The 14,855-nt window shown below is 43.6% G+C and carries 12 protein-coding genes; 6 read left to right on the forward strand and 6 right to left on the reverse strand.

The genetic code is table 11. The features are described from left to right. Positions 1-43: 43 nt before the first annotated feature. The 4 genes from QZ371_RS10185 to QZ371_RS10200 all read left to right on the forward strand — a co-directional run bounded on the left by QZ371_RS10185 (position 44) and on the right by QZ371_RS10200 (position 4,784). Positions 44-397 carry a hypothetical protein gene (locus QZ371_RS10185; protein ID WP_295212138.1) on the forward strand — a complete coding sequence of 118 codons (354 nt, stop codon included), beginning with the start codon at positions 44-46 and terminating at the stop codon, positions 395-397. Positions 398-1,652: 1,255 nt separating this feature from the next. Beyond that, a complete protein-coding gene (locus tag QZ371_RS10190; protein WP_295212139.1) occupies positions 1,653-3,161 on the forward strand; it encodes a sodium-dependent transporter in 1,509 nt (502 codons plus the stop codon). A gap of 122 nt (positions 3,162-3,283) precedes the next feature. Then, positions 3,284-4,066 carry a site-specific DNA-methyltransferase gene (locus QZ371_RS10195; RefSeq protein ID WP_295212140.1) on the forward strand — a complete coding sequence of 261 codons (783 nt, stop codon included), beginning with the start codon at positions 3,284-3,286 and terminating at the stop codon, positions 4,064-4,066. Continuing rightward, positions 4,053-4,784, forward strand: a complete 732-nt coding sequence (locus QZ371_RS10200) for a hypothetical protein (protein WP_295212141.1) — start codon at positions 4,053-4,055, stop codon at positions 4,782-4,784. The genes QZ371_RS10195 and QZ371_RS10200 overlap by 14 nt, the downstream gene beginning before the upstream one ends. Before the next feature lie 151 nt (positions 4,785-4,935). Here QZ371_RS10200 and QZ371_RS10205 read toward each other — a convergent pair whose 3' ends face one another. Both QZ371_RS10205 and QZ371_RS10210 read right to left on the reverse strand, forming a co-directional pair. Next, positions 4,936-6,459: a fibronectin type III domain-containing protein gene (locus QZ371_RS10205; RefSeq protein ID WP_295212142.1), complete on the reverse strand. Its 1,524-nt coding sequence runs from the start codon at positions 6,457-6,459 to the stop codon at positions 4,936-4,938. A gap of 115 nt (positions 6,460-6,574) precedes the next feature. Continuing rightward, positions 6,575-7,651, reverse strand: coding sequence for an FAD:protein FMN transferase (locus tag QZ371_RS10210; RefSeq protein ID WP_295212143.1), 1,077 nt, complete (start codon positions 7,649-7,651; stop codon positions 6,575-6,577). Positions 7,652-8,518: 867 nt separating this feature from the next. On the opposite strand from QZ371_RS10210, the gene QZ371_RS10215 reads away from it, so the two are divergent. Next, positions 8,519-9,265: a LytTR family DNA-binding domain-containing protein gene (locus QZ371_RS10215; RefSeq protein ID WP_295212145.1), complete on the forward strand. Its 747-nt coding sequence runs from the start codon at positions 8,519-8,521 to the stop codon at positions 9,263-9,265. Further along, positions 9,265-10,557: a sensor histidine kinase gene (locus tag QZ371_RS10220; protein ID WP_295212146.1), complete on the forward strand. Its 1,293-nt coding sequence runs from the start codon at positions 9,265-9,267 to the stop codon at positions 10,555-10,557. The genes QZ371_RS10215 and QZ371_RS10220 overlap by 1 nt, the downstream gene beginning before the upstream one ends. Positions 10,558-10,840: 283 nt before the next feature. Here the strand turns inward: QZ371_RS10220 and QZ371_RS11610 are convergent, their stop codons facing one another. The 4 genes from QZ371_RS11610 to QZ371_RS10235 all read right to left on the reverse strand — a co-directional run bounded on the left by QZ371_RS11610 (position 10,841) and on the right by QZ371_RS10235 (position 14,836). Continuing rightward, complete coding sequence (locus tag QZ371_RS11610) at positions 10,841-11,068, reverse strand: fibronectin type III domain-containing protein (RefSeq protein ID WP_366558734.1); 228 nt, start codon at positions 11,066-11,068, stop codon at positions 10,841-10,843. Continuing rightward, entirely contained in the window at positions 11,069-12,934 is a 1,866-nt protein-coding gene (locus QZ371_RS10225; RefSeq protein WP_295212147.1) for a hypothetical protein, read from the reverse strand. A gap of 29 nt (positions 12,935-12,963) precedes the next feature. Then, positions 12,964-13,551 (reverse strand): hypothetical protein, encoded by a 588-nt coding sequence (locus QZ371_RS10230; RefSeq protein ID WP_295212148.1) that lies wholly within the window; start codon positions 13,549-13,551, stop codon positions 12,964-12,966. Between the two features lie 214 nt (positions 13,552-13,765). Beyond that, positions 13,766-14,836 (reverse strand): response regulator, encoded by a 1,071-nt coding sequence (locus QZ371_RS10235; RefSeq protein ID WP_295212151.1) that lies wholly within the window; start codon positions 14,834-14,836, stop codon positions 13,766-13,768. Between the last annotated feature and the right edge of the window lie 19 nt (positions 14,837-14,855).

Genomic DNA, 14,855 nt, shown 5'->3' on the forward strand with positions numbered 1-14,855 from the left:
ATGAAGAAGTCCGTCTTTATGGCGTTTATGTGGGGGAAATGTTATGTCGATACTTTTATTGCCGTTCAAATTGGTTTTTCTGATAGTCGCTTTTGTGCTCAAAGGCTTGTTATACTTACTTGCTTTTATACTGAATTTTATTTCTGAGGTGCTGGTCGCTTTGCAATACATAATCGGCAGCGCATTCGTGCTTATCGCTATCGGCGGAACTATCGTGCTTGTGAAAAACATTCAGAATGGTTCGCTGACGGGGTTGCAGGGCGGTGTTTTGATAGGCTTTTTATGGCTGATTTCTATGGCGTTCAGTATGATGTTCTATTTGAGTAGTGCGGCGGCTGATCTATTTGAAAGCATTGGCGACTGGCTTGGCGACACGGCTTTGGGATTTTTCTACTGATAAATTTGATAATTTGTGGCTTGTAGAGCAAAATAAAAGGCGATAGACTGTGTGATACAGTTTATCGCCTTTTTGGTTTACTATACACAAGCGAGCAGTCAGGCTGCCGCTTTTATTTTCATACCGGCTGATCTTTATAGTCGCTCCGGTCGACCAACTTTTAACAAAGAGCTTTGGCTTTTTGTTTGGTGCATACTATACTTTCAAGCAGCGGTGAGCTTCGGAGTTTCGGATACACGCCATTAATTTCTAATGTGTCCCTCAAGTGTCAGCCGCACTAAGAAAAGCTACGGATAACTTCTCTCGGTAATATTATAGCTTATCTTGCTTTAAATGTCAACCTTTTTGGCACTAAAAAAGACCTGCGCAGAGGCGTAGGTCTTATCAGTCACATTTTGTTTTCGACTAAAAGTCTATTCGGGTCAAGGCTGATATGCAACCTTCAACTAAGCTCCGTGATGTACTCACCCGAATAAGCACGCACTTCATCGCTTGACGGTCTGCTACGACTATCAAGTTTCGTCAGGCCGTTCGACAGTTTTTGCTGCCTGCTCAACAGATTTCTGTTGCTGGTACTATTATACTCGTTTTTATGTAAAATGTCAAGCAGCGGTCTTGACATTTTCTGCCGGATACGCTATACTATTACTAGGAACTGATGAATGTGTTCTCTAGGGGCAATTGTAGCCCGGCAGAATGAAGCATTTGTTAGCTCCTTTTTTGCACTCTGCATTTGACAAAATCTTATATTTATGCTATAATCTATGTCGGAAAAGGTAGGTCTATACGGTAGGCGGTTGTCCTCCAAACGTACATAGTCTGAATATTGCGGTCGCAAGATCAAGCAAAATAGGATATGGAAACGGAGGTGATAGAATGGACTTAGTTTACTTCGTCTTAACTATCGTGTTGATAATTGCTCTTACAGAGTTGATTAAAAACATAAAAAAATAACCGCCCTTCGCCAAAAGTTGCGGTTATTTTTATAATACAATTCTTGAGGCAACCGTCTATACGATCTGCCTTTTCTCTATTTTTATTATATAACATAATTTGTAGTATGTCAAGGGTTTGACACGCTTTTGTTTTAAAACATATCAAACAAGAAGTGGGCTGTCGAGGACGCAAATTGTTGTGAGCTTTGCCGAACAACAATTTTCCCCTACATTTGACAAAAGTATAATTTTATTATATAATAGTTATTGCATTGCGTTTCGGCGCTTTAAAGAATAAAACAGGAGAGATACAAATTATAATGGAAAAATCAAGTAAGAACAGAGCCACTTTTCAGTCTCGGCTCGGATTTATATTAGTCTCGGCTGGGTGCGCTATCGGGCTGGGAAATGTTTGGAAATTTCCGTATGTGTGCGGTCAAAACGGCGGCGGTGCTTTTCTGATACTTTATCTCATCTGCCTTGTGCTGTTGGGGCTGCCTATACTCATCTGCGAGTTCGCTATCGGACGTGGAAGCAAGCGAAGCCTTTCTCAGGCGTTCAACAAGCTTGAAAAGCCCGGAAGCCGCTTTCATATGACAAAGTACACCAGCATTGCAGGAAATTACCTTTTGATGATGTTCTACACGATGGTGACGGGGTGGATGTTGTATTACGCTTTCAAGTATATCACGGGGTCCATCGACGGGTCGAGCACTCAGGCGACGGCTGAGGCTTTTGCCAATATGCAGCAATCGCCCTGGCTTATGCTGGTGTTCGCCGCAGCCGTAATAGCCCTTTGTATCGGCGTTTGCGCTCTTGGACTGCAAAACGGTATCGAGAAGGTAACCAAAGTTATGATGATACTTCTTATGGCGCTTATGCTTGTGCTGGCGGTCAATTCCATTCGGCTCAAGGGGGCTGGCGAGGGGCTTAAATTCCTTCTTGTGCCTGATTTTGACAAGCTTTTTGAAAAGGGATTCACATCGGTGCTGTTTGCGGCGATGACGCAGGCGTTTTTCACGCTGAGTATCGGTATGGGCACGATGGAGATATTCGGAAGCTATCTCAAAAAAGACCGCACGCTTATTGGCGAGTCGGTGAGCGTTATCGTGCTGGACACGGCGGTTGCCATTGTGGCCGGGCTTATCATTATTCCTGCCTGCTTTGCTTATGGTATCGAGCCTGACTCTGGGCCTTCGCTGCTTTTTATCACGTTGCCGAATGTTTTTCATAATATGGCAAACAGCAGAATATGGGGCGCAGGATTTTTCATTTTTATGTCCTTCGCCGCTTTGTCCACTGTTATAGCCGTGTTTGAAAATATCATCACGATGAGCGTTGAGCTTTGGAACTGGAGCAGAAAAAAGTCGCTGCTTATGAACCTTGTGCTTATCTTTGTGCTGACTATACCTGCTGTGTTCGGGTTCTCGAGCCTTTCGGGCATACACCCATTGGGCGGCGGCACGACGATCATGGACTTTGAGGACTTTCTTGTTTCATCGAATATCCTGCCGCTGGGTTCGCTGGTGTGTGTGCTGTTCTGCGTTAAGAAAAACGGCTGGGGCTGGGAAAATTTCATTGCAGAAGCCAACATGGGCGAGGGCAGGCACATTCCGAACTCCATTCGCACTTATATGACCTACGCTGTGCCTGCGCTGATAGCGTTTATCTATCTCAAAGGCTATTACGACACATTCTCGGACAGGAGCTTGCCTGTGCTGTGCTTCTGGATGGCGGTGGCTGTGGTGCTTTTGACGCTTGTGCTTTTGGCGGCGTTTACTACTTCTCGCGCTATGCACAGAAAATACAAATCTACTTCATCAAATTAATTTCATTCATGAGAAAATGATATATGGTTATCTATAAATTGTCACTATAGTATTGAAAAATAACAATATATATTGTATAATAAGAACAGGAAAAAGACTAGCAGGAGGGCGGTTAATAAAATATGGCAAAAAGCGAATATATTAGAAGCAATCAAAGAATCAAGCCTAATTTGTCAATTAAATTATCTAATGAAAGTTGCTTTGAATTTTTAGCATCATTAAAGAATAATTCTATTTCCCTCATTTTGATTGATCCGCCTTACGAAGTTTCCAGAGATACAAATTTTGCGTCCGGTGAGGAAACAGGCAGGGACACCGACAGATTTAGGGTTCTTATGGATTTTGGCGATTGGGATTATGGTTTCAATAATTTAGCAGGCGTAATTAAAGAATGTTACAGAGTTTTAAAAAAAGGTGGAACTCTTATTTGCTTTTACGATCTTTGGAAAATTACAACTCTTAAAGAATACTTTGATAATGCAAAATTCAAACAACTGCGTTATATTGAGTGGTTAAAAACTAATCCCGTGCCACTTAATAGTAAAACTAACTATCTCACCAATTCACGGGAAATTGCGTTAGTTGGTGTCAAGTGCGGCAAACCTACATTCCATTCTGAATACGACAATGGTATTTATCGTTATCCAATTTGCCATGATAAGGGCAGATTTCATCCAACGCAGAAACCTTTGGCTCTTATTGAAGATTTGATCATTAAACATTCAAATGAAGGAGATTTGGTATGCGATTGCTTCTCAGGCTCTGGCACAACAGCAGTTGCAGCTTACAATACAAATCGTAATTTTATTGGATGTGAACTTTCAAAAGAGTATTATGACAAATCTCTTATGCGTTTTACCAAACAAGGTTTTAACGGAAGGAGCGGTAACAATGACCAATGTTAATAGGAAAATTCAAGATATGATCAGTGACTCCGAAAATAGCCGCAAGGATATTCTTAATTACGTGAAGAACAATTGTCGAGATGAAGCATTAACACCTCAAACATTAGGTATGTTGTTTGAAGTGTATGCTGAAATGGAGCCACAAGAAAATGACGCTTCTTCTTGGTTTTCAAAGGAAATCTCAATTGATGAATTAAAGAATATACATCCTGCTTTTCAAAGCACTAATGGGTGTCAATGGGCAAGATCTGATACTAGTTATCTTGGTAAGAAGTATGTCATAATCAGAAAGCATAAAAGAGGTAAGGTGGCATCTATTAAATTAGATGGTGCTAATAACAAGTCTATTAAACGTTACCGTTGTATTAAGAAAGAAATTATTGATAGTATTTCTAAAAAGCGATGTGCCATTTTAGATGTCGGCACTCAAATTGAAGTTGACCATAAAGATGGTCATTATGACGTTTTATCTAATCAAGATAAATCAACACAAAAAGAAAGCGATTTCCAGCCATTATCAAAAGCCGCCAATGATGCAAAACGGGGGCATTGTAATAAGTGTATCAAAACCGGGAAACGTTATAATGCTACAGCATTAGGCTATTCACAGGGATTTATCCTTGGAAATGAAGACACAAAAACTTGTCAAGGATGTTATTGGTATGACCCACAATATTTTAACAAAGTCATTTCTAAAGATTATAAAAAGAACAAATAGCAGTTCTGCAAGTTGCTTACTATTGTGATAAAAATAATACGTAGCCACCAAATTTGTGACCTACAATTAAAACAAACTGAGGCTATCCGATAACGGAAAAGCCTCAGTTTTTCTGTATGTAAGTTTAGCAGAAAGCTTGAACTTTACAGGCTTATTTGCCTGTTGTTACGGTCTTTGCTGTTGACCAAGCGCCGTAATACTTTGTGCCCTTAACTGTTGTGTAGGAGCGAACTCTTACATAATAATTTGTCTTAGCCTTGAGCTTTGAAACTGTCTTTGAAGATGTGTTCTTGCTTGTGATAGTTGTCTTGGAAGCGTTCTTGAAGCTTGAATTTGTTGAATACTGAACTTCATAGCCTGTTGCTGAACCCTTCTTTACCCAAGTTGCGGAGAAGCCCTTTGACTTTGCGGAAAGCTTCTTGATCTCCTGCTTTGCAGGGTTGATCTTGAATGTCTTTGTGATCGTTTTGGTGTAATTTCCCTTGCCTGCGATCTTTACGGTCGCCGTGCCGACGTTCTTGTTGTTGGAATAAGAAACTGTGTAATCTGTGCCGCTCTTCAAAGTTTTGCCACCAAACTTAACAGTAATTTTCTGTGTTTGAGCCTTGCCTGTGAAAGCCTTTGTGAAGTCATTCTTTATACTGAATGTCTTTGTGAGCGTGCCTGTATAGTTGCCCTTACCTGTGATAGTTACCTTTGCCGTGCCGACTTTGGTGTTATTACTGTATGAAACAGTATAATCCGTACCTTTTTTCAAAGTTTTGCCGTTATACTTGACTGTAACAGACGGTCTCTTTGCCTTGCCATCGTATGCGTAAGTAGACGTCGAAAGCGAAACGCTTGCTTTTGAAATGCTCTGCTTTGTGACTGTGAGCGCTGGGATATCGGCAGTTTCGAGGACTGTCTTGCAGACTGTGCACTCCTTGTGCTTCTTGCCCTTAACGCCAATAGCTGCGGCTTTGTCGATTATCCAATCGCTGGATTTGTGGCCGGTGGCTGGAATCAGTTTTACAGGATGTTCCGCAAGTCCACAAACGGAACAATATGTATTGCTGGTGCGACCATCTTCTGTGCAAGTTGCCGGAACGCCTGGATCATACACCATTGTGTGACCTGTTGCTGGGATTGTTTCGGTGTAGGTGTCACCACATTCGCAGGTGTACGTCTTTACGCCCTCTGCTGTGCAAGTAGGCTGTTTGGTTATTTTCGAAGTGTATGAATGGGTGTGAGGTGCGTAGTTGTAATGAATGGTGGCATCTAGCAGATTAGAATTGCTGAATTCATCAATTTGTATATTATTCCATTCATCTACCGAACCTGTGTAATATACATCAGTAAGGCTGGAACAATAATCAAAAGCACCATTGACAATTTTAGTGACAGTATTTGGTATTATTACGTTTTTAAGATTCTCGCAATAACTAAAAGCATATTGACTGATACTTGTAACTTTTTTGCCGTTAATTTCACTTGGAATGGTAACGTTTTCGTTTTCGCCATTATAGCCGCTTATTTCGATAGTTCCGTCATCAAGTTCGTAGTACCTAAAGTCACCCTCTTCCGCACTAGCCGAAATAGCTACCCCTTTCAGAAATGTGCCGCTTTCAGCCGCAGGCAAAGCCACCGAGCCAAAGGTCAGCGACACCGCAAGCAGCGTTGCTAGAATTTTCTTCATAATCATTCCTCCTACTATTTTTTCCTTGGCAAATTATAGCCAACAACATAGTTGTATCACTTTCTTAATCAAATGTCAATAATAATGTGATATTTCGGCAAAATAAATTTGTCTATTACTTGTTGACTACTTCCCATTCGTAATCGGAGGTGAAGCTGTCTTTTATGCCTTCTGTGACGTAAATTTTGCCGTCGGTGGTATAGAGGACGGCGTCGAAATCGTCGCTGTTTTCACGCCAAAAGTCTATGGACTTATCAAGGCCCATTACAAAAAGCGATGTGGAATAGCCATCGGCGAGAGTACCGTCGTGGCTTATTATGGTGACGGACTTGAGGTCGCTGTCGGCGGGATAGCCTGTTTGGGGGTCGATGATATGGTGGTAGACCTTGCCGTCCTGCTCGAAATAGCGCTCATAGCCGCCTGAGGTTATAATGGCTTTATCGCTGGCTTCGATTATGCCGAGGTAGTTTTCGTCCGCTTCGGGGTTTTGGACTGCCACACGCCAATTTGAGCCGTCGGGCTTTGTGCCGAGAAGCTGGACGTTGCCGCCAAGGCTCACCATTGCGCTTGTTACGCCCTGTTCTTTGAAGAGCTCCATTACTTGTGCGGAGGTATAGCCTTTGGCGATCCCGCCGAAATCTATTTTTGTGCCTTCCACCGTGAATTTAACTTCATTTGTGGTGCTATCGAGAGACACGTTCGAGAGGCTTGTCAGCGGCAGAGTGGATTTTATCTCGTCATCTGTGGGGACTTTATAGTCCTTTGTTGTAAAGCCCCAAAGCTCCATAAGCGGATAGACCGCAGGGTCGAAAGCGCCGTTCGTGGATTCGTTTATCTCGAAAGAGCGCTGCAAAAGAAGCACAGAGGTATCGGAGAGGGTTGCGGAGCCTTTTTGGTTGAGCTGGTAAATCTCGCTTTCGGCATTGCCTGTTGAAAGGAGCGTATCAAGTTCATTTATTTTATCCTCAGCAAGCGAAAGTGCGTTTTCGGCGTTTTCGCCGTATGCTGTGAGGGTCATATATGTATCCATTGCGAACAGGTCGATGGAGCGGCTTTCGTCTGCAGCGATGGGCTCGCTGGAAACTTCGTGCTGGGCTGTGGAGCTTTCGACATTGTTCAAGCAGCCTGCAAAGGTTGCTGAGATCAGCATTGACAAAGCCGCAGAAAGTATCATTTTTCTCATATGTTTCATTTTATCTATATCCTTTAAATTCTCAAGTGTCACTTTATGATTAGCTTTTAGGCATATATGCTTGTTGAAATGATCCGAAGTAGTGGGACGTCGAGGACGCCATCCAAGGGGACGTCGAGAACGCCGTCCCCTACATTTGCAATTGTCGTGTAGGGGCGACCTGCGGTCGCCCGATACTTTGTGTTTTGTATGACAGAATGTTATGCCCTATTTTTTTATGCGAAAATGCGTGATTTTTTACATATTTATTTGATTTTAATTAGCGGTTAAAACTAGCTAACTATCGCTTATGTTTTCAAGCTGTAAACAGTATACTCACGAGGTAGAGATTTGTCAAGTTTGCTGAGAAGTTCGGCTCAATTTTTTTCCGAAATGCACAAGTGGGGTCAAAGACTTCCCTGATGATATTATCTATTCTGACAATTATGATCACCTATTTCAAGGGTGAATTTACGAAAAGGGCGAAAACATTTTATTCATATTTTCGTTGGTGGAGTTGCTGTGCAATGGTGTAGATTTACATAATCGCCCAGTTTCGATGACGTTCGTTACATTTTGACGACATTCATTACATTTTGGTTGACTTTTGCGGTAGGAGTTGCTATGCTTGTATTACAAGGTCGGAACTCATAACACCGACCCAAAAGGCAAGTTTCGCTTGCATTATTATATTAGTCCCCTTATCATCAAGAGCAGATCGGTTGGTGCATTTTCGCAGCAGCCGATCATTCTCTTTTTGCAAAAATACAAAAATACAAATAATACGCCAAAATATGCACAATTAATACCCCATTAATTGACTTATATCCAAAATAAATGTATAATAATACTTGGATCATACCATATTGTGCAGGGGGTATTATTGTGATGAAGCGACCGACAATTTTCATATATGATGATAATATTGCGGCGGTGACGGAATTAAAGGACTGTATCGAGGCGTTTTTCGCCGGCAGAGGGATCGAGCCGGAGATAAGGTGCTTTGACACATACTCGCAGGCGGAAAATCTGCTCAGCAGCGGAAAATGCAGCTGCGACGCTTTCTTTCTTGACATTGAGCTTGACAAGGGCAAAAACGGGATCGAGTTCGCTGATATGCTCAGCAGACTTTATCCTGAGATAAAGATAGTATTTGTGACGGGATTTTCGGACAAGTATTCGCAGGCGATATTTATGCAGTCGTCGGCTTTGAGACCTTACGGCTATGTTTCAAAGCCTGTGGACAAAGCTGTTGTGGGGCGGATACTTTCCCTTATGATGACGCAGGACAGTCAAGACAATGAGCGGTGCATAAGTCTTTCCAGCAACAAGCAGGAACTTAAAATAAAATGCAGCGAGATACTTTACATTGAAAGCTTCAAGCGCAAGCTGATATTTTATCTTCGTAACGGAACTGTCAAGGAGATATACGGCAAGATATCCGAGATAGCGGACGATCTGCCAAAAGAGTTCCTGCAATGCCACAGGAGCTACATTGTGAATGCTGATTACATTCACACCATTGATGAGAAACACGGGCAGGTCGATCTTGTGAATGGGGCGACGCTGTTTCTTGGCAGGACGAAAAAGGTGGAATTTATGGAGAGCTTTTTCAGATACAAGGGAGGGATATAATGCTGACATTTTTTATATACTCGCTGATATCTCTGGTGACCTGCACTCCATTTGCTTACTCGGTATACAGATCGCTTACGCCTAAATGGAAGTCCTGGAAGGGGCTTATGGGATACAGTTTGTGCATATTTGTCACGCTGACTGTAAAGCTTTACTTTGATATGATGTACTATACAAGTATGATAACGCTTGTGCTGACACAGGTAGTGCTTTACACACTGATGTACATTTTCACTACTGACCCTTGGACTAGGGTGCTGAAATATTATTTGTTGCTGACAAGTGCTATGGTGCTGAGCGATCTGTTTTGTGCGATGGTATTTTATCTTAACGGAATGGACTTGCAAAGTGCGACGACACACGTCCCCACGCCGATGGTGCGGTTATTCTCTTCCATAAGCGTTGTGATATTTATGTTTGCGGCAATACTTTTATGGAACAAGCTATCGGGTATTGCGATAAACACGACCATATGGCAATTCGGCGGAGTGCTGGGGTTGCAGCTTATCATATGCAGTATGTTCCTTATTAATCTTGCGACATTTGAGAGCAAGATAAGCATACTGAAAGTTGTGGCGTTCACGGGCGTTGCTTGGCTGATAACCGACCTTTTCTTTATCAAGTCCATAATCGACAATCATCAAAAGGCGCAGCTTCAATTATCTTTAGATCAGGCGATGCAGCTTGAAAAGATGCAATACGAATACTATGAAAATCTGACGGAGTCAATTGACTCTTTGCGCAAATACAGGCACGATATGAGCAACACGCTTCAGACCCTTTCGATGGTGATAAACAGTCCTGACACGGTGAGCAACGGACGAGAGCTTTTTGCGCAGACATTGGAGGAATTCAAGGCAACGCAGATACCATACTACTGCGGAAATCCTGTTATCAATGCAGTGATAGTATCGAAAAAGCTATCGGCGGACGAGATCGGTGCGAAGATGGACATTTCGGTGAAGTGCGAAGAGGCTATTGGCATAAGAGACATTGATCTTTGCAGTATTTTTTCAAACTTGCTTGACAATGCGGTAGAGGCTGTTACGGCGGCAGGTGGCGGAGAGATAAACATAACCTCCTGGACGGACTCGGGATATTTTTTCGTCAAGAGCGTGAACAGCTACGACAAGAACATTAAGCAGAGCGGAAAGAAGTTTGTTTCCACCAAGGGCAAAGATCGTGGAATGGGGCTTTCGATCATCGAGAGCATTGCAAAGAAGTACGGCGGAAGCATTGTTATTGACCCTGGGGAGATGTTCTCGGTGTTGGCGGCGCTGAAGGTGGGGTAGGCAGGATATATAAAAAAGCAAGTGATCTTATGTGATCGCTTGCTAAGCTTGTTGAAAAAGTTCGACAAAAGCGGGACGTCGAGGACGCAAATTGTTGTGAGCCTTGTCGAACAACAATTTTCCCCTACATTTGGCGTAAATACGCTGTTTTTATGTAGGGGCGAACAGCGTTCGCCCGTTATTTTGGCGTTTTTCTACAGCTTAAAAGGACTGCTGTGAAAGCTCACGGCAGTCCTTTTTATGATGTTTTGCTATTTGATCTTAAGGGGAAAAATCTAGCTTGTTATTTTTTAGTTGTTATGGTCTTTGTGGCAGACCAGCCGCTGTAATACTTCGTGCCGTTCACGGTGGTGTAGGTACGCATTCTTACATAGTATTTTGTATTGCCTTTCAGACCCGACAGCGTTTTTGTGATAGAGCTCTTATTTGTGATCGTTGTCTTTGAAGGGCTCTTGAAAGATGAATTTGTGCAATACTGAATCTCATAGCCTGTGGCGGCATTATTCTTGATCTAATTTATAACAAGAGCTTTGCTCTTTGCAGTTACCCTTGAGATATTGGTCTTAGGCGGATTGATCTTGAATGTTCTTGTGATCGTGCCTGTATAATTGCCTTTGGCTGTGATCTTTACTGTGGCTGTGCCGACTTTGGTGTTGTTTGTGTAGGTCAAGGTGTAGTCGGTGCCGCTCTTCAAAGTTTTGCCATTGAATTTGACTGTGATCTTCTGTGTCTGAGCCTTGCCCGTGTATGTCTTTGTTGCAATGCCAGAAACTGTTGATTTCGCAAAATTGTTCTTGATCTTGAACGTCTTTGAGATAGTGCCTGTGTAGTTGCCCTTGGCGGTGATCTTTACAGTTGCCGTGCCGACTTTGGTGTTGTTGCTATAAGATACTGTATAGTCTGTGCCTTTTTTCAATGTTTTGCCGTTGAGCTTAACTGTAACAGATGGCTGCTTTGCCTTGCCATCGTAAGCGTATGTTGAAGTCGAGAGTGTTACGCTAGCCTTGGAAACGCTCTGCTTTGTGACTGTGATGGCTGGTATATCTGCCGTCTCAAGGACTGTTTTGCAAACTGTGCACTCCTTGTGCTTCTTGCCCTTAACTCCGATGGTTGCAGCTTTGTCTGTTATCCAAGCGCTGGATTTGTGACCTGTGGCTTTGATCGCAACTTGCTCTTGAGTTATTGCTCCACAGACTGAACAATGTGAACCTTCTGTCCTACCTGCGGTCGTGCAGGTCGCTGCGACTGCATTATCAATCACGATAGTATGACCTTTTGCTGGTATAGCCTCTGTAATTTTGTCTCCACAAGATTTACAGGTTTTAGTCTTTGTTCCGTTTGCTGTGCAAGTAGGCTGCTTTGTGACAACAAAATCGCCATACTTATGACCAGTTGCAGGGATCTCAGTCTGTGCCTTGAGAATCTTTCCACATACTGCACAATGGGAGCCTTCCGTTTTGCCAGATGATGTACACGTTGCTGGAACAGCTTTATCAATGACCTTGTTATAATGCGGAGCTATCACGTTAGGTTTGTCTGCTGTACCGCAGAAGCCAGCGTTTGCGCCGTCGGTGGCGGTGATGTAATAATAAAGCTCTTCGTCGGAAACTTCATAGGCGGCGATAGTTGCTTTATAGGTCGAGCCTGTGGTATTGCGCATATCGACTGACTTCCAGCTATCGTCGGACTTGCTCTTATAATAGAGCGCTGCGCCTGCCACCTTTACATTATCTGTAATGTCAGCTGTGATAGATATCGCCTTATCAGGTTCGAGGGCTGTGACAGGGGTATGGTTTATTACCGGTGGTTCACCCTCTGCCGGGCAGCAGCTTACAACATTTGAAGCTTTGGACTCGTTAAGGTCGGTATCGACTACTGTGAAATAATAGTAATAATTTGTGCCAGGCTGAACATTTTCATCAATGAACGACAGCTCATCGGCATTGAGCACCGACTTGTTCACTCTTTGGAATGACTGAGTTTCGGGCTTTGCGGACGGGTCATAGTTTGTTGATCTGTAAATGTTATAGCCTGCCAATGTGTCGTAATCGTCCTGCATCCAGTTGAGGGCGTTCTTGCCAAGCTGGCCTTCACCTGTGAGGGACATTGACTGAGCGGAGCTGTTTGTGATCTCGAACTTAAATCTGCCCCAGTCCGTGCCTGTGACGAGCCATTTATCATCGGCTGCGGCTGCGCCCTTGACACGGATATACATTGTGCCCAAGTCGATATAAGGGTCGATCTTGAACTCGCTGACCCATTCACGGGCGTTCGCCCAATCGCCTGATACTGCGAAATCAGTATAAGGCTCGCTTCCGCCGTATGTTACCATAGGCTGGATATCGGAAGCCATATCACGATTGAACTTGACGTGCATTTTAACGGTTTGAGCGCCGCTGACCTTGTCTATCCTGTTGCCGTCCTTATCGGTGAGGTAGGCTTCGGTGACGAATGGTCGTCAGCTTCAAGCTTATCCACCAGCGCCCAGACGTCCTCAGAAGTTGTGGCTTCATAGAACATTTTATACGGGGTCTTGCCGTCCTTTGCTTCGGTATTTTCTGCCTTTGTGTCAAGGACGAACTGAACGTCCTCGAGGTCATACTCGGCGCAGATATCGCTTTCATCGTCAAGATAGGACGCTTCTTCGCCCTCTGCACGATAATCTATCAGCGAGAAAAGTATTCTGCCCTGAACGATCTCCGTGCTGTCACGATATTCCTGCTGAGCTTCCATATCTGCGATAGGGTCATAGGCGTGCTGAGTTTTTTCCTCTGTCTCAGCTGTTTGTGTGCCATCGGCAGACTGTGCTGTTTGCTGATCTGTCTGATCGTTTTTGCGTTCAGCATTTTGTGAAGCTGAACTTGCTTCGGTGCTGTTTTCCTCTGCGGAAGCTTTTATAGCGCTGCTTTCGTTATAAAGCAGGTCGCCGAAAGCCGTTGACTGAAAAGCCAATCCGCAGCACAGCAATAACGATATTATCTTCTTACTGTTCATAACCTTCTCCTCCGTGATTTTTTTTATTTTGTCTGCAACAGATCATTTTTGTGTTCTTTATAGAATAAGTATAACATATTTGTAAATTGATTCGTTAAGCTGGCAGTTAAAGAAAACGTTTTCAGGTTATATTTTATTGTTTTAACAAATGTACAAGATAAAAAAGATCGCCAAGGCTGTAAAAAGCTTTGGTGATCTTTTATGGGCAAGAATTTTATTTTGGAAAATAAAGCACGAACTCTGCGCCTTTGTCGACTTCGCCGTGGGCTTCTATCCTGCCGCCGTGGCGTTTTATTATTCGGTCGGCGGTGGCAAGACCTATGCCGCTGCCTTCGTATTCTTCATCAAGGTGGAGCCGCTGGAACACGCCGAAAAGCTTGTCGGCGTATGCCATATCAAAGCCTGCTCCGTTATCCTTAAATGATATGACAGCGAAATTTTCATTTGGGACTGATGACACGGTTATGACTGCGTTTTGCCTGTAGCGGGTAAATTTGAATGCATTGGTCATAAGATTTTTTATTAGCATTCGCACGAGAACGTCGTCGCCCTGCACCTGCGGCAGGCTGCCTTCGATCAGCGTGATGTTGCGCTGAGGCTCGGCGGATTTACATTCGTCGAAGATATCCCTGATAAGGGCGTTCATATCGAGGATCTCATACTCGGGCTCTATGCTGCACATTTTTGAGAAGCTCAGCAGCCGCTCTATCATCGTAATGAGCTTTGAGGTCTTGCCTTCGATCATAGAGGCGATCTTGAGGGCGTCCTCGGTATTGCCAGAAAGTATCTCTTTTTTCAGAGTGTCCGCCAGCATTTGGGTAACGTTCAGCGGCGAACGGAGATCGTGAGATATGGCGGAGCAAAACAGGCTCAGCTCGTTGTTTGCCGCCTCAAGCTCACGGCGCTTCTGATATATCTCGAGGTGAGTTTTGACCCTTGCGAGAAATTCTTCTTTTGTGAAGGGCTTTACAACATAGTCGCAGCAGCCAAGCTCAAAGCCCTGCTTTATTACGGCTGGGTCGGATTCGGAGGTCATAAATATAACGGGTATCTCCATTGTTTGCTCTGAGGATTTTATCTGCCTGCAAAGCTCCAAGCCGTCCATACCCTCCATTTTGATATCAAGGAGGATAAGGTGAGGCTGGCTTTTTTCCATAAGCTTCAACGCCGACTGTGCGTTGGTCGCACCGAGGACACGAAAGCCCTCATTGCGCAGGATACTCCCTGCAAAGGCGATGTGCTCGGGCATATCGTCAACGATAAGTATTTCAGCTTTTTCAAACATTTTATCACCCGTTATCTGT

It is taken from the genome of Ruminococcus sp. (assembly GCF_019423705.1).
Lineage (GTDB): Bacteria > Bacillota > Clostridia > Oscillospirales > Ruminococcaceae > Hominimerdicola.